The following is an 18,272-nucleotide window of genomic DNA, read 5'->3' as shown; positions in this document are numbered from 1 at the left end:
GGCGCCTGGGGGGGATAGGCACCGGGGGCTCGTATGGGGGGGCGGTCAGGCCACTGCGTCGAAGCCCGTGTCGCGGGCCATGCGCTTCAGTTCCAGCAGCGCGTGCTTCTCGATCTGGCGGATCCGCTCGCGGGTCAGGCCGTGCTGCTTGCCCACCTCTGTCAGCGTACGCTCGCGGCCGTCCTCGATGCCGTAGCGCATCTTGATGATCGAGGCCGTGCGCTGGTCCAGCTTGCCGAGCAGGTCCTCCAGCTCCTCGCTGCGCAGCAGGGAGAGGACCGACTGCTCCGGGGAGATCGCCGAGGTGTCCTCCAGGAGGTCACCGAACTGCGTGTCGCCGTCCTCGTCGACCCCCATGTTGAGGCTGACCGGGTCGCGCGCCCAGTCCAGGACGTCGCCGACGCGCTTCTCCGTCGTGTCCAGCTCGGCCGCGATCTCCGCGTGCTCCGGGTCGCGGCCGTTCTCGCGGTTGAACTCGCGCTGGACCCGGCGGATCCGGCCGAGCTCCTCCACCAGGTGCACGGGGAGGCGGATGGTGCGGGACTGGTCGGCGATGGAGCGGGTGATGGCCTGGCGGATCCACCACGTGGCGTACGTGGAGAACTTGAAGCCCTTGGCGTAGTCGAACTTCTCGACCGCGCGCACCAGGCCGGCGTTGCCCTCCTGGATGAGGTCGAGGAGCGGCAGACCGCTGCGCGGGTAGCGGCGGGCGACGGCGACGACCAGACGGAGGTTGGAGCGGATGAAGACTTCCTTGGCGCGCTCGCCTTCGGCGGCCAGGGCTTCGAGCTCCTCCTGGGTGGGCGTCTTGCCCTTGCGCTCTATCGCTCCGTCGAGGATCTGCTGGGCGTAGACGCCCGCCTCGATGATCTGCGAGAGCTCGACCTCCTTGGCCGCGTCGAGCAGCGGCGTGCGGGCGATCTCGTCCAGGTACATGCCGACCAGGTCGCGGTCTGCGATCTCCCCGCCCGCAGCGCGAGCGCTGCTCGTGGACTGACGACGGGCGACGGCGCGGGTTGCCATGCGTGCTCCCTTGCGATGAGTTCTGTCGCGGTGGTGCGGCTGCCTGGATGTCCGGACACTCTCCCGAGTGCCCGCTTCCGAAGGAAACAACGACTGGAATCGGGACAGAATTCCCACGTTGCTCCCTCTTTTTCGAGATCTTGCAGTATCCTTCGCCGCCACCCCCCGATCCGAGAGGATTCGCGATGCCGTCAGACCTCGAAGAGGTGCAGGTCAGGCCCGGGACGGAGGCCGATCTGGAGGCCCTCACGGAGCTGTACAACCACTACGTCCGTGAGACCGCCGTCACATTCGACACGGTCGCTTTCACCCCGGAACAGCGCCGCCCGTGGCTGCACTCCCACCCCAAAGACGGCCCACACCGGCTTCTGGTTGCCTGGACTGGCGATCGAATCGCCGGATACGCCACAAGCAGTGCGTTCCGTCCCAAAGCGGCCTACGACACTTCGGTGGAGGTCAGCGTCTACCTCGCCCCGCACGCGGTGGGCCGGGGCATCGGCGGCTTGCTGTACGCATCCCTCTTCGCGGCGCTCGCCGACGAGCCGGTCCACCGGGCCTTCGCCGGCATCGCCCTCCCGAACGAGGCCTCGGTACGGCTGCACGAGCGCTTCGGGTTCCGGCGCGTGGGCGAGTTCTCGGAGGCGGGCCGCAAGTTCGGCCGGTACTGGGACGTGCGGTGGTACGAGAAGCCGCTGGGGCCCGGCCACTCGTCCGGGTGAGCCTCCGGCATATTCCTGCGGCATGCGTGAGGGGGTGCCTGGCGTCGGAGAGTCGCTTGTGCCGCCCGGCCGGCGACGCCCACGCGCGACCGGACACGCAAGCGGCGCGCGTACGCCCGTGCGGCCATTCCCGTGTACGTCCTGATCGACGACTTCGACGACGGCGGCACCATCACCGTGCTGACCGCCCCCGATCCGGATCAGGCCGTCTACGACGACAAGGTCCGCACGGCCTACGGCACCACGGTCACCATCGCGGCCGGTCCCGCCAAGGGTTTCACCATCGGGGAGGACGTCACCGGGCCGGGGCGGGGCGGCGGGTAGCGACCTGGGGGCAGGCGTGGCAGGCGGGCGGGCCCGACTGGGTCCACCATGTGCAGGCCGGGCGGAGGTGGCAGGCGGGGAGTGGGGCGGGCTTCGGCGGGGGTGAGGTCAGGCGGGTGGCCAGGGTGCAGGTTTCGCCCGCGCGGTTGCGGCAGTGCGGGACGCAGTGGGAGGCCAGGCGCAGCAGGCGGCGCGGTTCTGCGCCGGGCGGGAGGCCGGCCAGGGCTTCGGCCGTCGGGCGCGGGGCGGGGAGGTAGGCCGGGGGGCCGTCGAGCCCGTCGCGGACCGCCAGGACCACCGACTCCACCGCGTACGCCGATCCGCTGGGGCACCAGAGCGGCCCGGACCCGCCCGGCACCGGCCCCGGCGTCCCGTCCCGGCTAGCCAAATTGCAGGGAGCGCTTGGAGAGGCCCATCCAGAAGCCCGTGACCGGGGTGGACGCCGAGGCGAGCTCGGATTCCGTGGAGGCGCCCAGGGTGACGAAGAGCGGGGCGAAGTGTTCCGTGCGCGGATGGGCCAGGCGGCCCGCCGGGGACTTGGTCTCGAAGTCCAGCAGGGAGTCGACGTCGCCGGCGGCCAGCGCCTCGTGGCCCCAGGCGTCGAACTCCTCGGACCAGCCGGGGACACCGGGGCCGGTGTGCCGCAGGGCGGCGAGGTTGTGGGTGAAGAAGCCGCTGCCCACGATCAGGACGCCCTCGTCGCGCAGCGGGGCCAGCTTGCGGCCGATCTCCATCAGGCGGCGCGGGTCCAGCGTCGGCATCGATATCTGGAGGACCGGTATGTCGGCCGCCGGGAACATCTCCACCAGCGGGACGTACGCGCCGTGGTCCAGGCCCCGGTCGGGGATGTCCTGGACGGGCGTGCCGGGTGCCTTCAGGAGCTTGCGCACCGACTCGGCCAGCTCGGGGGCGCCCGGAGCCCCGTAGCGGACCTGGTAGTAGTGCTCGGGGAAGCCCCAGAAGTCGTAGACGAGCGGGACCCGCTGCGTGGCGCCGAGGGCGAGCGGGGCCTCCTCCCAGTGGGCGGAGACCATCAGGATCGCGCGGGGGCGGGGCAGGTCCGCGGACCAGGCGGCCAGTTCGCCCGGCCAGACCGGGTCGTCGGCCAGGGGCGGGGCTCCGTGGCTCAGGTACAGCGCCGGCATCCGGGTCGTCATCGGGGGCTCCTGAAGGGTTCGGGCGGGCCGCTGGGAAAAGACTAACCCCGCGTCGTTCAAATTTGAACGACGCGGGGTCATCAGTCATTCCCGCACCCCGGAACCGGGGCCCGCCCGGGTCAGTGGGCGATCACCGGGAGCTTCACGTCGGCTTCGGCGTCGGCGCCCTCGGCGACCGGGGCGCCCGCACCCGGCCGGCCGGTGTTGATCAGGGTCAGCGCGATGAGCGAGCTGACGACCAGGATGCCGACGGCCCACCAGATCGCGGAGGAGTACCCCTCCACCATGGCCTTGGCCTGCACGAGCTGCGCCGCCGGGCCGCCCGCCGCGGCCTCGGCCGCGTGGTCGGTGAGGTACGCGGTCGTCGCCGAGGCGGCGATCGTGTTCAGCAGGGCGGTGCCGATCGCGCCGCCCACCTGCTGCGAAGTGTTGACCATCGCGGAGGCGACACCGGCGTCGGCCGGGTTGACCCCGTACGTGGCCAGGGACATGGCGGGCATGAACGCCGTACCCATGCCGAGGCCCAGCAGCAGCTGCGCCGGCAGGATCAGCGCCGGGTAGGAGGAACCGACCTCCAGCTGGGTCAGGAGCAGCATGCCGGTCGCGGCGACCATGAAGCCGGGGCCCATCAGCAGGCGCGGCGGGACCCGCGTCATCAGGCGGGCGCCGATCTGGGTGGAGCCGGTGATCATGCCCGCGATCATCGGGAGGAAGGCGAAGCCGGTCTTGACGGGCGAGAAGCCCTTCACGACCTGCAGGTAGTAGGTGAGGAAGAGGAACAGGCCGAACATCGAGATGACGGCGAGGCCCAGCGAGAGGTAGACACCGCCGCGGTTGCGCTCCAGCAGGACGCGCAGCGGCAGCAGCGGGGAGGCGGTGCGCGACTCGACGAAGACGAACGAGGCGAGCAGCACCACGGAGGCGACGAACATGCCCACGGTCAGGCCGTCCGACCAGCCCGCCGACTCGGCGCGGGTGAAGCCGTAGACCAGCGCGACCAGACCGGTCGTGGACAGGACCACGCCGGGGATGTCGAGCGGCGCGCGGTTACGGCCGCCGGCCGGCTCGCGGATGATCATCCAGGCGCCCACGGCGGCGACGATCGCGAACGGGATGTTCACGAAGAAGGTCCAGCGCCAGTTGAGGTACTCGGTGAGGAAGCCGCCGAGGATCAGACCCACGGCGCCACCGCCACCGGCGATCGCACCATAGATGCCGAAGGCCTTGGCGCGCTCCTTGGCGTCGGTGAACATGACGGCCAGCAGCGAGAGCGCGGCGGGCGCGAGCAGTGCGCCGAAGGCGCCCTGGAGGGCGCGGGCGCCCAGCATCATGGCCTCGCCGGTGGCGGCGCCACCCAGCGCGGAGGCCAGGGCGAAGCCGGCGAGGCCGACGACGAAGGCGTTCTTACGGCCCCACTTGTCGGCGATGCGGCCGCCGAAGAGGAGCAGGCCGCCGAAGGCCAGCGCGTACGCGGTGATGACCCACTGGCGGTTGCCGTCCGAGATGCCGAGGTCGGTCTGGGCGGACGGCAGGGCGATGTTCACGATGGTGGCGTCGAGGACGACCATCAGCTGCGCCAGGGCTATGAAGACGAGTGCCTTCCAGCGGCTGGGGTCGGCGGTGGCAGCCAGCGGCGGATTCGCGGCTGTTTTTGACATGGGGGTACCCACTTCACGGTGCGTGATGACTGAATTACGGCATTACAAGGCTTTTTGGCGGTTGCCGACGCTAACGGGTGCGACCCGGGGCGTCACATGGTTTTCCGCCTCAGGTCCTCCAGCGTGGTCGGCGCGCCCGGCAGTTCGGAGCGGGCCGGAGCCCTCAAGCCGTCCAGGAACAGCTGGAGATGGCGGTGGACGAAGACATCGGTGTCGAAGCAGGCGGTGCCCGGGAGGGGGCGGCTCAGCTGGGACAGGGCGATCATCAGGTCGCCGACCCCGATGTCCGTGCGCAGCAGTCCGCAGGACTGGCCGGCACCGAGCAGGGTGTCGACGGCCTCTTCCAAGGCCGTGCGGGCGGCGAGCAGTTCGGGGTGTTCCCGGTCGAAGTCGCCGGAGAGCATGGGGCACAGGGCGCCGATCCGCTCGTCCGCCGCACCGTGCGTGAAGCGGCACAGGGCGGCGAAGGCGTCCGGTTCCTCGGCGAGCCCGTCCTCGGCCAGCGCCGTCACCCGGTCCATCACGAAGAGCACGACGTGGTGGATGAGCGTGGGCCGGTCGGGGAAGTGACGGTAGAGCGTGGCGTTGCCGACTCCGGCCCGGCGGGCGATCTCGTCGAGCGGGGCCGCGGGGCCGAACTCCACGAGCACCTCGCGCGCCGCGGTCAGGATGCGCTCCCGGTTGCGCACGGCGTCGGCCCGCGGGCGCGGCACCTTCGCCGGAGCCTTCGCGGACGCGCCGGCCGACGCCTTCGCCGGCACCTCGGCCGGCGCCCCGAGGTCGAGTGCGGCCTCCGGGTCCGGGACGGGCAGGGCCGCCGGAGCGGTGGCGGTGGGGCGCTTCATTCCGTGGCCTCCCTGGTGCGGTGACGCGTACGTCCGCTCGGTACGTCCGCTCGAAACGGGGAGCGGGCCCCCGGTTCGCGGAGACTCTCGTTCAAACGGGGAGGAGGTCCCCGGTTATTTCACTCTTGAGTGTGACCTGGGTCACACCACCACAGTCCCTTTTGTCCCGTTTGGCCTCTCCCGGCGCGCGAGCGCGCCCGGGCCGTCGGAGGGTGATCGCACAGAGCGCAGTCCGGACCCGGCCGGCTGCCGCGGACCCGAAGGCCGATCTCCATGCCGCAGACGCGCCACCGGATACGCAAGCCACGCCGCACCAGCGCCTTCATCGGCATCACCGCGCTGGCCCTCGGCGTCACGGCGACCGCCAGCGCCGGGATATCCAGCCGCAGCCACTCGGCTTCCGGCCCGGTGGGCGCGACCTCCGCCGAGTCGATGCTCGCGCCGTGCCGGATCTCCGGGGCGATGGGCGTGCAGATGTCCGAGGGGCTGCCGACCCCGCCCGGGTACGCGCGCTCCACCGGCGAGGTCCGGGCACTGAACCTGATGGTCGACTTCCCCGACGCCAAGGGGGAGGGCACGGCCACCGACCGGCTGGCCGAGTTCTTCCCGCAGACCTCCGACTGGTTCCGCACCAGCTCCTACGGACGGCTCACCTACCGGGCCGAGGCACCCATAAGGAACTGGCTGCGGATGCCGATGCCGTTCGCGGCGTACGGGATCGAGCGGGGCTCCGCGTACGAGCCCGGCTACCGCCAGCTCGTGGAACACATCGTCAAAGCCGCCGACGCCGAGGTCGATTTCTCCCGGTACGACCTGATCAACATCCTGTTCACGCCGAACGCCGGACCCTCGGCGCTCGACACCGTCCTGTCCGTCACCTTCTCCGGCAACGCCGAGGCCCCCATGGCCGACGGGGTCCCGCTCGCCAACACGTCCTTCGTCTACAGCCGGCAGGACGACGGCTCCGGCTCCTACCGGGAGACCGGCTACCGCGTGCTCCCCCACGAGAACGGGCACGTCTTCGGCCTGCCGGACCTCTACACCGCCGACGGCGGAGGCACGGTCGGCCACTGGGACATCATGAGCGAGGACTGGGGCGCCAACAACGACATCCTCGGCTGGCACAAGTGGAAGCTCGGCTGGCTCGACGGCTCCCAGATCAGCTGCGCCGGGAAGTCCGGGGTCAGCGACCACGTCCTGTCCCCGCTCGCCGTCGAGGGCGGCACCAAACTGGCCTTCATCCCGGTGTCGGAGAGCGCCGGATACGCGGTGGAGGTGCGCACCAAGGCCGGGAACGACGAGGCCATCTGCAAACCCGGGGTCCTCATCTACAAGGTGGACTCCCAGGTGGACACCGGCCGCGGACCCGTCACCGTCTCCGACAGCGCCAACGCGAGCGGCGGCTGCACCCGGCGGCCCAACGTGCACGCCGAGCTCTCGGACGCGCCGTTCCGGCCGGGCGAGACCTTCACCGACGAGAAGGCGGGCATCAGCGTCTCGGTCGTGGGCGAACTGCGCAACGGCAGCTACCAGGTGCGGGTCATCCGGCCGTGACCCGGGGACCGCTCCCGCCGCTCCCCCCGCCCGGTCCGGCCCAAGGGCCCGGGCCGGGCCGGCCCTCGTGCCCGGCCGGCCGCCGCAGGAGCCCGCCCGGAGCGGAATCAGGTCGAGTCGCTCGGCCCGCCGGTTCGCGACCTCCGGCCCCCTGCCGGACCGGATCCGGGCGGCGATGGTTGATGGGACCAGCCGTGTCACACCGTAGGGAGACCCCGTGAAGGCCTTCGCGCTGCGCCGGACCGGCGAACCGCCCACCGTGGTGGACCGGCCCGTTCCCGAACCCCGGGCGGGCGAAGTCCTCGTACGCACCACGGCCGCGCTCATCTGCGCCTGGGAAGGGCACACCGCCGCCGGAGCGCCCGCCGGGCTCGGCCACGAGGCCGTCGGCGTCGTCGAGGCCGTCGGCCCGGGGGTCTGCCCCTCGTACGTCGGCCGGCGCGTCGGGGTCGAGGGCCACGGGCGGCTCGCCGAGTTCTTCCGCGCCCCGGCGGCCGGAGCCGGACTGGTCGCGCTCCCCGGCACCGTCACCGACCACCAGGCCCTGTACGCGGCCGGCGCGCTCCCCACCGGCTTCGCCGCCGCCGACGAGGCCGGGCCGCCGCCGGGCGGCAGCGTCGTGGTCTTCGGACAGGGCGCCGTCGGGCTCGGCGCCACCATCGCGGCCGGCCGGCTGCGCGGCGCCCGCGTCATCGCCGTCGAACCGGAGAGGAAGCGCCAGCGGCTCGCCCTGCGGTTCGGGGCGGACGTGGTGATCGACCCGGCGTACGAGAACACCGCCGAGCGGATCCTGGAGCTGACCGGCGGCGCCGGCGCCGACCGGTCGATCATGGCGACGGGCTCCCCCGACGCCGCGGCGGCCGCCCGCGAGGGGCTCGCCGAGGGCGGCAGGATCACCTACGCCCGCTGCCGGCCGCCGCAGAGCAGCGGGGCGCGCCTCGCGCGGGCGCTGGGCCTGATCGACGAGGGGCTGGTGGACCCGACGGTGATCACGACGCACGAATTTCCCTTCGCCCGTGTCGAGGAGGCCTTCGCCCGGCTCGTCGCCCGGGAGCCCGGCATGATCAAACCGGTCATCCTCTTTCCCCGCCCGACCCGATCCGCGGCCTGAACCGCCGCCCGATCCGCCGCCCGATCCGCCGCCCGGAGCGGCGCACCGCACCGCTCCGTGAAGGGACCCGTCATGCCCAGCACCCCCGAAGAGCGCCTCGCCGCCGCCGGCCTGAAGCTCCCGCCGACCCCCTCGCCCGTCGCCGTCTACGTCCCCGCCGTCCTGAGCGGCCACTACGTCTACACCTCCGGCCAGCTCCCCATGGTCGACGGCTCCCTCCCGCTGACCGGCAAGGTCGGCGCGGAGGTCACCCCGGAGCAGGCGAAGGAGCTGGCGCAGCAGTGCGCGCTGAACGCGCTGGCCGCCGTCGCCTCCGTCTCCGGGGACCTGTCCGCCGTCAAGCGCGTGGTCAAGGTGGTCGGGTTCGTCGCCAGCGATCCGCACTTCACCGGCCAGCCGGGCGTGGTCAACGGCGCGAGCGAACTGCTGGGCGCCGCCTTCGGCGACGCGGGCATCCACGCCCGCAGCGCGGTCGGCGTGTCGGTGCTCCCGCTGGACGCCCCCGTCGAGGTCGAGCTCGTCGTGGAGCTGCACGCGCCGATGGGCGTCTAGCCCTGTGACGGCCGGGACGGCCGGGACGAGCGGGACTGCTCGGGCTGCCGTTACTGCGGCGGCGGCTGCTGCGCGGGGAGCTGCGGGGCCGCCTGGGTCAGGGTGAGCGAACCGAAGTCCTGGCCCTGGACCACCGCGCCGTGAAAGGTGCCCCCGGTGATGGTGTTCTGCACGACGGAGGTGGAAGTGCCCTCGCGCCAGGCCGGGTTCACCTCGTCGAGGAGCTCGGTGAGCTCCCGTACGGCCTCCGGGTCGGACTCCAGGGCCAGCCGCAGCCGGTCGCGCCAACCCTCCTCGACCCGTGCGACGACCTCCTCGTCGCCGTCGGCGCGGGCGATCAGGAGCTCGGCCCGGGACGCCCGCAGACCGGTGCCCGCCTCGGTCTCCGCCTCCTCGCCCGTGCGGCCGAGGAGGCGGGCGAAGCGGCCGCCCGCGTAGTTCCACGCGTCCGAGACCATGAGCCCGACGATCGTGGTCGCGCCCGCCGTCACCAGTGCCGCAACATCCATACCCGTCACGCTAGCCGTAGGCTGACGGCGGCGCGGGCGGATCGGGAAAGCGGGGCAGCGGGTGCGGACCGGGAGGGCGGAACGGGGGCTCGCGGCGGCGCGGTGGAACACGGTGCAGGCCGAACGCACCGTCCTCGGCGTCATCCACAACGTCACCTCGGCGACCCGGCTGCTGGACGTGCTCGACGTCTTCGAGGGGGACCACCGGGTCCGGGTGGTCTTCACGTGCACCGGGTCCTCCGTCTTCGAGGACGGGGTCGCCGGATTCGTCTCCGAGCGCGGGCTGTCCTTCCTCCCGTGGGAGCGTGCGCTGGAGGAACGGTTCGACCTCGCGGTGAGCACCAGCCGCGGCGGGAATCTCGAGGCCATTTCCGCACCGCTCATTGGCACCCCTCACGGGGCTGGATACAATAAAAAACTCAGCAAGAATCCGGAATCCGGAATCCGGAATCCGGAATCCGGGGCCGGGGCTTTCGGGCTGACGTCCGAATGGCTGCTGCACGACGGTGAGGTCGTCCCGTCCGCGATCGTCCTCTCGCACGAGGAACAGCTCTCCCGCCTGGGCCGGGACTGCCCCGAAGCCCTCCCGTACGCCCACGTCGTGGGCGATCCGGTCGCCGACCGGCTCGACGCCTCCGACCCCTTCCGTACGGAATACCGCGCCGCCTTCGGGGTCCGGCCGGAGCAGAAGCTCCTGCTGATCTCCTCCACCTGGGGCGACCGTTCCCTCATCGGCACCGATATCGGCCTCGTCGAACGCGCCCTCGCGCAATTGCCGTCCGACGAATTCCGGGTCGTCGCCGCCGTGCACCCCAATGCCTGGTACCTGCACGGCGGGAACCAGATCCACAGATGGCTGGCGCGCGCCCTGCGGGCCGGGCTGATCCTGCCGCCGCCCGCCGGGGAGGGCTGGAAGGCCGCGCTGTGCGCCGCCGACGTCTACCTCGGCGACCACGGCAGCCTGAGCCTGTACGCCGCCGCCCGCGGGATCCCCGGGCTCCTCGCCGCCTTCGACGAGGACACCGTCGCCGCGGACTCCCCCATGGCCTGGCTCGGCTCCGCGCTCCCCCGCCTCGACCCGGACCGCCCGCTGGCCGCCCAGCTCGCCTCGGCCGTCGCCCTGCCCGGGGCCGCGGCCCGCCTCACCTCGCGTCCCGGCCGGGCGGCGGCCCTGCTGCGCGCCCTCTGCTACCGCCATCTCGGCCTACCCGAGCCGGAGTTCCCCGTCGTGGCGCGCCCCGCGCCGCTGCCGGTCCCGGAACGCGCCGCCGGGGCCGGCCCGTTGCTGCCCGCCTCGTACGTCTCCACCGCCATCGGGGGCCGGGAGGTACGGGTCCGCCGTTTCCCGGCCGAGATCCAGGGCCGGGCGACCGCCCACCTCGGCGCCGACGCCCACGTGGCCGCCGACGCCGCCGAACCCGATGCCGGGCTCCGCGAGCGGGCCGACGTACTGATCGCACGGCCCGGTGCGGATCCGGCCGCGGTGTTCGACCGCAACCCCGGCTGCGTGCTCGTGGTCGCCGGCGGGCGGCTGTGCCTGCGCGGGGGACGGGAGTTCGCGGCGCGGGGCCCCGCGGAGCCCGCCCTGGCCGGGTCGGTACTGCTGGCCCTGCTCGGCGAAGGGCTGCCCCCGGAGGGCGAGTTCACGGTCCGGGCCGGCGGCTGCGGTTCAGTCCTGCGGTTCGTCCGGGTCCGGGAGGGCTGAGCCGGCTCCGGTACGGGCGAGGCGGATGCGGGCCTCCTCGGCCCGGATGCTGCGCAGTGACCCGTACGCCTCCAGGGCCGTCTGCCAGTCGGCCCGCGCGGCCTGCGCGTCGCCCAGGGCCGCGCGCACGTCTCCCCGTACGAGGACCGCGTCGGCCCGGTTGAGCGTCCCGTCCGCGAAGGCCTCCAGCGCGAGGGCCAGCGGCGCCCCCGCCTCCTCGGGCCGGCCCGCGGCGAGGAGGGCGGCGGCGGAGCGCAGCCGGGTCTTCGCCGCGTTGCCCTCGTCCTCGATCGCCTCGAAGGCGCGCAGCGCCGAGGCCAGGCACCGGACGGCCCGCTCGTGGTCTCCGGCCGCACTGGCCGCGTTGCCCTCGTGGTAGTCCAGCAGGGCGCGCCCGCGCGGGTGTTCCACCTCCGCCAGGGCCGTGCGCGCCTGCCCGTACAGCTCGGCGGCCGCCCGCGGGCTGCCCTGCGCCGCGGCGATCCTGCCGAGGCCCTCCAGCGCGGAGGACTCGGTGCGCGCGTGCCCGATCCGGCGGGCGCACTCGCGGGCCGCGTCGTAGTGCAGCCGGGCCTCCTCCAGGTCCTCGGCCGAACCGCGGTCGTTGAGGGCGAAGGCCAGCTCGAAGTGCATCCGGGCGAGCATCAGGGGGTCGCCGGTGTCCGCGGCGGCCTCCTGCGCGAGACGGGCGACGGCCGTCCACAGGGTGTGGTGGCCCCGGTCGAGGAACATCGCGTGGACGGCCTGGGCGAGCAGGCAGAGCCGCGCGGGCCCCGTCTCGGGGAGTTCGGCGAGGGCCGCGAGGGTGTGCCGGTCGGCCTCCAGGGCCGCGATGGCGGCCGCCCTGGTGGCGAAGGGCCCGGCGTCGCGGTCCGGGTCCGGTTCGGGGAACAGCTCGCCCGCACGCCAGCGCGGGGAGATCTTCCGCTCGGCGAGGGCCGCCCGGCGCAGGTACCAGTCGATCATCCGCTCCAGCCCGTCGCGCCGGGCCGCGGCGGAGGAACCGGGGCCGGTGGCGGCCAGGGTCGCGGCGTAGCCGTGCAGCACCCCGTTCATCCGGAACCGGCCGGGACCGGCCGGTTCCAGGAGTCCGGCGGCGTGCAGCCCGCGCAGGGTGCCGGGGGCGAGCTCGTCGAGGAAGGCGGCGGGGAACTCCGGGGTGGGGTGCAGGCCCAGCAGCCGGAACCCCTCGCGCAGCGCCGGTTCGAGCCGCTCGTGGGCGAGGTCGAAGATCCGGCGCGCGGCCTTGGCCTCTCCGGGATCTCCGGGATCTCCGAACTCGCCGGTCCCCGCGGTCTCTCCGCCCCCGTGCGTCCCTTCCGTCCCGTCGGGCATGTGGAGCACCTCCAGGATGTGCTCGCGCCCGATGCGGGCCGCCAGCTCCTCGACTCCGCCGCCCACCGGGTCGGCGGCGTGCGCGGCCGCGATCCGGACGACGTACGGGAGCCCGGCCGAGGCGCGCAGCACCGTACGCAGTGCGTCGCCGGACGGTACGTCCTCGCCCGCGACGGCGCGGAACAGCTCGGCGCACGCCTCCTCGTCGAGCGCGGGGACGTCCAGCCTCTCGGGCAGCCGGCCCTCGGCGAAGGCGCCGAGGCGGAACCGGCTGGTCATCAGGACCATGCTCGCGGGATGCCCGGGCAGCAGGTGCCGGACGGCGGCGGCGCCCGGGGGGACCCCGTCGAGCACGACGAGGCTGGGCCGCTCGCAGGTCAGGCTCCGGAACCGGGCCGCCAAGGCCTCCTCCGTGCCGGGCATCTCGGCGACCGGGATGCCGAGCTGCCCGAGGAAGGACTCCAGCACGGCGGCGGCCGGAACGGTGCGGCCCAGACCCCGGGGCGTCAGCTCGGCGTAGAACACCCCGCCGGGGAACTCCTCCCGGCGGGCCTGCCCCCAGTGCAGGGCCAGGCCGGTCTTCCCGACGCCGAGCGTTCCGTGCAGGAGCACCAGCCGCGGCGCGGACCGGCCGTCCCGCCCGGCGAGCAGCTCGTCGAGGCGGCCGCGCGGGGCCTCGCGGTCGACGAAGGCGTCGGGGCCGAAGGGCAGCATGCGGGGTACGGGCGCGGCCATGGCGCCATGCTCGGGCATGTGGATGTCGCGGCCCATGATGACCGGGCCGTAGAAGTTCCCGCCGGAGATGCTGCTGTTCACCGAGTCCACGCGGCGCAGTGTCCCAGCGGGGGCCGTCGGAGGGGAGACTTCCGGGCGATCGTGGCCGGTAAGGGGCGGTGGACGGCGGAGGGGCCGTCCGTGGAGGCCGACGTCTCCGTCGGGGCGGGAAGATCACCGGCGCCTCGGGCGTTCTGGGCTCCGGAACTCCGAACCATCGGATGACCTGAACTTCGCGAGCAGGGGGACCCGTCCATGCCCGACCGCCACATCGAGTTCGAACGGCTGCACAACTTCCGTGACCTCGGGGGCTACCGCACCGCCGACGGCGCCACCGTCGCGTGGGGCGCCCTCTACCGCGCGGACTCGCTCGGCAAGCTGAGCGGCGCCGACTGGGACCGGTTCCTGGACCTCGGCGTCCGCACGGTCATCGACCTGCGCTACCCCTGGGAGATCGAGGCCAAGGGCCGGATCCCGGAGCCCGAGCGGTTCGCGTACGCCAACCTGAGCATCGAGCACCGGCCGTACGACCAGGCCGAGATCGATCCGGACATCGACCCGTGGCGCTTCCTCGCGGACCGGTTCGCCGAGGTCGCGCAGGACGGCGTCGAGGAGATCCGCCGGGCCATCGAACTGCTCGCCGAGGGCCCCGGCCCGGCGGTCTTCCACTGCACCTCGGGCAAGGACCGCACCGGCCTGATCGCCGCGCTCGTCCTGACCCTCCTCGGCGTCGACGAGGAGCAGATCCTCGCGGACTTCGCCCTGACGGAGCTGGCCACGGCCCGCCTGACGGCCGACTGGCACACCGCCAACCCGGGCCGCACCATGCGCTGGCCGTCGTACGGGCGGGCCCCCGCCGAGATCCTGCGGCTGACCCTCGCGGACCTCGCAGCCCGCTACGGCTCGGTCGAGGCCTACCTCACGGACGCGGTGGGGATCACCGAGGCGACGAAGGCCCTCCTGCGCGGGCGCTTCCTGACCGGCTGACCGCTCGGGGAGTCACCGCTCGCGGCTGCCTTGCAGCACGGCCTTGGACCAGGCCGACAGCTGGCGCAGCATGCTCTCCGTGCGGGAGCGGGTGGCCGGTACGAAGGGCAGCAGGATCAGCGCCGGGAGGAAGGCGACGGTGACCAGGGTCAGCGGCACCAGCGCGAACAGGACGATCAGGGCGCGCTGGAGGCGGCGTACGGAGCCGGTGAGACCCGGGGGGACGATCATCTGAAGTTCCTCTCGTCGGTCGGAGTGACAGGTCCGAGAGTCCGCGCTGCCGGATACTTGCGACAGCGGTCAACGGTTGCCAGAACACCAGCAACGACGCGGGGGACTTCGTGGACGATCTGCCCGGGCTGAACAGGAACTCCTCCGAGGTCGAGCGGGGTGAGGCGCCCGAAGTTGTCACGCTCGGCAAGACGTTGACACAGCTGTTCAACAGCCTGGGCGTGACGCAGAAGGTCTACGGGGTCCGCGTCAGCCTCGACAACACCACCGTCTGTCGGTACTTGGGCGGCACCCGGGTGCCGCCCAAGTTCTTCATCGAGCAGCTCATCCGCGAGGTGGAGAGCGACAAGGGCGTCCCCCTCCAGGAGAGCGCCAAGGAGACCGTCCACCAGCAGTACCTGGCGGCGCTGAAGGTGACCGGCAAGAACGGCGAGTACGAACTCGCGGTCATGCGGGACGAGCTGGAGCTCGCCAAGCGGGAGGTCGCGCGGGCGCGGCGCAGCGTCGAGTCGCTGCACCTGCTGCTCGACAGCAAGGAGGAGGAGGCGCAGGGGCTGAAGGTGGATCTCCAGCGGATGGAGCTGGACTGGTCCCGGGAGCGGTCCAGCACGGCCGGCTTGCAGCGGGCTTACGAGGACTCGGCGGGCCAGGCGGAATCCCTGATGGGCCAGATCAGGGAACTCAAGGCTCAGCTGGAGGACGCCGAGACCAGGCGCGAGGAGGCGGAGGGGCGCAGCGCGTCACTGCGCGAGGAGGTGCTCCGCCTGGAGGAACTGCTTTCGGAACACGCGGTGGCTCCGGCTGTCGAGCGGGCGCCCTTCGAGGAACTCAAGGCGAAGTTCTCTGCCGAACCCAAGGGTTCGGCTCTGGCACTTGCACGCCAGTTGAGCGATGCCGCCTGGAGTCGGCCGGTGGACGAAGTGATCGAGATGTACGCGTGGCTGGTGAGCACGCGAAGCGTCGAGGAAGCGGCTCGGTTCTCCGGAGACGTGGCCCGCTTGCGGGATCTGGGCGAGAGCATCGACTTCTTCGCGGCCGTGTGCTCGAAGGCGCCCGGCGCCGTGCTCGACAGGCTGATGGAAGGGGTGGGTGCCCGGATCGAGGGTGCGAACGTCAGCTACGTGTGCGGCCGGCTGAAGGACGTGCAGGCCGGCAGACGACGCCCCGTGGTGGCGGCGGACGAACTGATGAGCGCGTTCGGAAACCCTCGCCTCAACCTTCGGATTCCCGGGATGGAGTACTTCGCACTGCTCGCCGCGATCCGCCCGGAGGACCGGTATTCGCCACCGACGTACACCGCCATGCGGCTGGTCACCTTCCGGTCGCGCACGGACCTCGGCGGGATCGTTCCCATCCTGCTCGGTGTATCGGCCCTGGGATGGGAGGAGCTCTGCATCACTGCGCTGGCCTACCTGGGCGCGAAGAGCTACGGGGGCCTCCTCGCCGACTTGGACAGACTGCCCCCGGGGCAGGCCAAGGAGCTGTTGGAGCTCTCCGCGTCGTTCCGGCACGACCCGATCGACTTCAGAGGGCGAACCGTCGTGTCGGTCGCGGCACTGTTCGCCGACGCCCTGCACGCCGACCACACCTCGCCCTGGCTGGGCAGGTACCTGCAGATCCTCGAATCCGCCGGCGGACTGGACCTGCTCGCGCACGCGGAGAGCGCCGAGGTGCGCAAGCGCGCCGCAGCCCCCTAACCCCTCACCGCTCCCGCTCCACCCTCCGCTCGTCCCACACCGGCTCGCTCGTCTCGCGCAGCAGACCGTCCGCGCCGAAGACCAGGAAGCGGTCGAAGGAGCGGGCGAACCAGCGGTCGTGGGTGACCGCCAGGACCGTGCCGTCGTAGGCCTCCAGGCCCTCCTGGAGGGCCTCCGCGCTCTCCAGGTCGAGGTTGTCCGTCGGCTCGTCCAGCAGGAGCGCGGTCGTGCCCGACAGTTCGAGGAGGAGGATCTGGAAGCGGGCCTGCTGGCCGCCCGAGAGGCGGTCGAAGCGCTGTTCCGCCTGGCCCGTGAGCTCGTACCGGCGCAGGACGGACATGGCGGCGCCCCGGTCCTGCGACTGTTCGCTCCACAGGATGTCCAGGAGCGTGCGGCCCTCCAGTTCGGGGTGGGCGTGGGTCTGGGCGAAGTGGCCGGGGACGACCCGTGCGCCGAGCTGCCACGTGCCGGTGTGCGCGACGGCCTCGCCGGCGAGGAGCCGCAGGAAGTGGGACTTCCCCGAGCCGTTGGAGCCGAGTACGGCGACCCGTTCGCCGTAGCTGACCTCCAAGTCGAAGGGTTTCATCAGCCCGGTCAGCTCCAGGCCCTTACAGGTGATCGCCCGTACGCCGGTGCGCCCGCCGTGCAGGCGCATGCGGATGTCCTGCGGCTTCGGGGGCTGCGGCGGCGGTCCGGCCTCCTCGAACTTGCGCAGCCTGGTCTGGGCGGCCGCGTACCGCGAGGCCAGTTCGTGGCTGACGGAGGCCGCCTGCTGAAGCGTGAGGACCAGCTTCTTCAACTGGGCGTGCTTCTCGCTCCAGCGGCGGCGCAGCTCCTCGAACCGGGCGAAGCGTTCGGTGCGCGCCTGGTGGTAGGTGCCGAACCCGCCGCCGTGCACCCATACGTCCGCGCCGCCCGGCGCCGGCTCGACGCTGACGATCTTCTCGGCCACGCGGGCGAGGAGTTCGCGGTCGTGGGAGACGAAGAGCACCGTCTTGCGGGTCTGGCGGATCTGCTCCTCCAGCCAGCGCTTCCCGGGTACGTCGAGGTAGTTGTCGGGCTCGTCGAGGAGCAGCACCTCGTACGGGCCGCGCAGCAGCGCCTCCAGGATCAGCCGCTTCTGTTCCCCGCCGGACAGGGTGCGGGCCAGGCGCCACTGGGCCTTCTCGTACGGGATCCCGAGCGCGGCCATCGTGCACATGTCCCAGACCGTTTCGGCCTCGTACCCCTGTACTTCCGCCCAGTCGGCGAGGGCCTGCGCGTACCGCATCTGCGCGGCCTCGTCGTCGACGGTCATGACCGCCTCCTCCGCGGCGTCGACGGCCTTTCCGGCCTCCCGGACGCGGGACGGGGCCACGGACAGGAGGAGGTCGCGGACCGTGCGCTCGTCGCGGACGCTGCCGACGAACTGGGGCATGACTCCGAGTCCGCCGCTGACCGTCACCGTGCCGCCGTGCGGCTGGAGTTCGCCGGAGATCAGCCGCAGCAGCGTCGTCTTGCCGGCGCCGTTGGGCCCCACGAGGGCCACAGCGGCCCCTTCGGACACTCTGAACGAGACATCGCCGAGCAGTGCCCGCCCGTCGGTCAGATAATATTCAAGATGCGCAGCCTCAAGATGTCCCATGATCGGGAATTCTCGACGATCCCGGCTCCCGCGCGCAACACATTTTCCCCGCGTCCACCGTTTTCGCGAAACCAGCCACATCCGGGCAGGGAATCGGCCATTCCCGGCCAAACCCGCCGAGGCGCCGTGGACGCCCATTCCGGCCATTCGCTAACATCCTGAGCGCCGGGGCACATTAACTCCGGACATCGCGGCAACATCAATTTCCACAAGAAATGAGGAACCGTGGAGAAGGCTCCGAAGACCGAATCCGTCACGCCCGAACTCACCCCGAAGCCCGTTCAGGAGCAGGACCGCGTGAGTGCGCGGGAGAGCATCGAACTGCGCGTCACCGACCTGAGCAGCCCCGCGATGGTCGCGGGTCTCGCCCGCCGTTGTTGATCCGCCACGCGTGACGAAACTGCCCAAAGGCACGGAGCCCTAGGGTGTTTTGTCACCACATCCTCTCCGCGGGCCGCGTTCCGCGG

The 18,272-nt window shown here is 72.3% G+C and carries 18 protein-coding genes; 9 read left to right on the top strand and 9 right to left on the bottom strand.

What is annotated here, in order from left to right:
* Positions 1-45: 45 nt before the first annotated feature.
* Entirely contained in the window at positions 46-1,023 is a 978-nt protein-coding gene (locus tag ACWGDE_RS04730) for a sigma-70 family RNA polymerase sigma factor (protein WP_453387523.1), read from the bottom strand.
* Positions 1,024-1,208: 185 nt separating this feature from the next.
* On the opposite strand from ACWGDE_RS04730, the gene ACWGDE_RS04725 reads away from it, so the two are divergent.
* Entirely contained in the window at positions 1,209-1,742 is a 534-nt protein-coding gene (locus ACWGDE_RS04725) for an N-acetyltransferase family protein (RefSeq protein ID WP_453387522.1), read from the top strand.
* A gap of 132 nt (positions 1,743-1,874) precedes the next feature.
* The gene (locus tag ACWGDE_RS04720) at positions 1,875-2,066 is read left to right on the top strand and encodes a hypothetical protein (RefSeq protein ID WP_453387521.1); all 192 of its coding nucleotides are present in this window, start codon (positions 1,875-1,877) and stop codon (positions 2,064-2,066) included.
* Here the strand turns inward: ACWGDE_RS04720 and ACWGDE_RS04715 are convergent.
* The 4 genes from ACWGDE_RS04715 to ACWGDE_RS04700 all read right to left on the bottom strand — a co-directional run bounded on the left by ACWGDE_RS04715 (position 2,038) and on the right by ACWGDE_RS04700 (position 5,726).
* Positions 2,038-2,424: a hypothetical protein gene (locus ACWGDE_RS04715; protein WP_453387520.1), complete on the bottom strand. Its 387-nt coding sequence runs from the start codon at positions 2,422-2,424 to the stop codon at positions 2,038-2,040. The genes ACWGDE_RS04720 and ACWGDE_RS04715 overlap by 29 nt on opposite strands.
* A 22-nt stretch (positions 2,425-2,446) precedes the next feature.
* Positions 2,447-3,223, bottom strand: a complete 777-nt coding sequence (locus tag ACWGDE_RS04710) for a dioxygenase family protein (RefSeq protein ID WP_453387519.1) — start codon at positions 3,221-3,223, stop codon at positions 2,447-2,449.
* A 119-nt stretch (positions 3,224-3,342) separates the two neighbouring features.
* Complete coding sequence (locus tag ACWGDE_RS04705; protein WP_453387518.1) at positions 3,343-4,881, bottom strand: MFS transporter; 1,539 nt, start codon at positions 4,879-4,881, stop codon at positions 3,343-3,345.
* A 92-nt stretch (positions 4,882-4,973) separates the two neighbouring features.
* Entirely contained in the window at positions 4,974-5,726 is a 753-nt protein-coding gene (locus tag ACWGDE_RS04700; protein WP_453387517.1) for a TetR/AcrR family transcriptional regulator, read from the bottom strand.
* Positions 5,727-5,999: 273 nt separating this feature from the next.
* Between ACWGDE_RS04700 and ACWGDE_RS04695 the strand changes: the two genes are divergently transcribed.
* The 3 genes from ACWGDE_RS04695 to ACWGDE_RS04685 all read left to right on the top strand — a co-directional run bounded on the left by ACWGDE_RS04695 (position 6,000) and on the right by ACWGDE_RS04685 (position 8,943).
* Positions 6,000-7,280, top strand: a complete 1,281-nt coding sequence (locus ACWGDE_RS04695) for a M6 family metalloprotease domain-containing protein (RefSeq protein WP_453387516.1) — start codon at positions 6,000-6,002, stop codon at positions 7,278-7,280.
* Positions 7,281-7,497: 217 nt separating this feature from the next.
* The gene (locus ACWGDE_RS04690) at positions 7,498-8,391 is read left to right on the top strand and encodes a zinc-dependent alcohol dehydrogenase (RefSeq protein ID WP_453387515.1); all 894 of its coding nucleotides are present in this window, start codon (positions 7,498-7,500) and stop codon (positions 8,389-8,391) included.
* Between the two features lie 72 nt (positions 8,392-8,463).
* On the top strand, positions 8,464-8,943 hold the full coding sequence (locus ACWGDE_RS04685) for a RidA family protein (protein WP_453387514.1): 480 nt from the start codon (positions 8,464-8,466) through the stop codon (positions 8,941-8,943).
* Positions 8,944-8,993: 50 nt separating this feature from the next.
* Here the strand turns inward: ACWGDE_RS04685 and ACWGDE_RS04680 are convergent, their stop codons facing one another.
* On the bottom strand, positions 8,994-9,452 hold the full coding sequence (locus tag ACWGDE_RS04680) for a hypothetical protein (RefSeq protein ID WP_453387513.1): 459 nt from the start codon (positions 9,450-9,452) through the stop codon (positions 8,994-8,996).
* Positions 9,453-9,564: 112 nt separating this feature from the next.
* On the opposite strand from ACWGDE_RS04680, the gene ACWGDE_RS04675 reads away from it, so the two are divergent.
* Positions 9,565-11,157 (top strand): hypothetical protein, encoded by a 1,593-nt coding sequence (locus ACWGDE_RS04675; protein ID WP_453387512.1) that lies wholly within the window; start codon positions 9,565-9,567, stop codon positions 11,155-11,157.
* Here ACWGDE_RS04675 and ACWGDE_RS04670 read toward each other — a convergent pair.
* The gene (locus tag ACWGDE_RS04670; RefSeq protein WP_453387511.1) at positions 11,122-13,317 is read right to left on the bottom strand and encodes a hypothetical protein; all 2,196 of its coding nucleotides are present in this window, start codon (positions 13,315-13,317) and stop codon (positions 11,122-11,124) included. The genes ACWGDE_RS04675 and ACWGDE_RS04670 overlap by 36 nt on opposite strands.
* 204 nt (positions 13,318-13,521) lie before the next feature.
* On the opposite strand from ACWGDE_RS04670, the gene ACWGDE_RS04665 reads away from it, so the two are divergent.
* Positions 13,522-14,253: a tyrosine-protein phosphatase gene (locus tag ACWGDE_RS04665; protein ID WP_453387510.1), complete on the top strand. Its 732-nt coding sequence runs from the start codon at positions 13,522-13,524 to the stop codon at positions 14,251-14,253.
* 12 nt (positions 14,254-14,265) lie between these two features.
* Here the strand turns inward: ACWGDE_RS04665 and ACWGDE_RS04660 are convergent, their stop codons facing one another.
* On the bottom strand, positions 14,266-14,484 hold the full coding sequence (locus ACWGDE_RS04660; RefSeq protein WP_453387509.1) for a hypothetical protein: 219 nt from the start codon (positions 14,482-14,484) through the stop codon (positions 14,266-14,268).
* 110 nt (positions 14,485-14,594) lie between these two features.
* Between ACWGDE_RS04660 and ACWGDE_RS04655 the strand changes: the two genes are divergently transcribed.
* On the top strand, positions 14,595-16,181 hold the full coding sequence (locus ACWGDE_RS04655) for a hypothetical protein (RefSeq protein ID WP_453387508.1): 1,587 nt from the start codon (positions 14,595-14,597) through the stop codon (positions 16,179-16,181).
* Between the two features lie 4 nt (positions 16,182-16,185).
* Here the strand turns inward: ACWGDE_RS04655 and ACWGDE_RS04650 are convergent, their stop codons facing one another.
* On the bottom strand, positions 16,186-17,805 hold the full coding sequence (locus ACWGDE_RS04650; protein WP_453387507.1) for an ABC-F family ATP-binding cassette domain-containing protein: 1,620 nt from the start codon (positions 17,803-17,805) through the stop codon (positions 16,186-16,188).
* A gap of 225 nt (positions 17,806-18,030) precedes the next feature.
* On the opposite strand from ACWGDE_RS04650, the gene ACWGDE_RS04645 reads away from it, so the two are divergent.
* A complete protein-coding gene (locus ACWGDE_RS04645; RefSeq protein ID WP_453387506.1) occupies positions 18,031-18,186 on the top strand; it encodes a hypothetical protein in 156 nt (51 codons plus the stop codon).
* Positions 18,187-18,272: the final 86 nt, after the last annotated feature.

The organism is Streptomyces sp. NPDC054956 (assembly GCF_053609185.1).
Note: the sequence above shows the minus strand (reverse complement) of the source record. Positions and strands in the feature narration are given on the sequence as shown.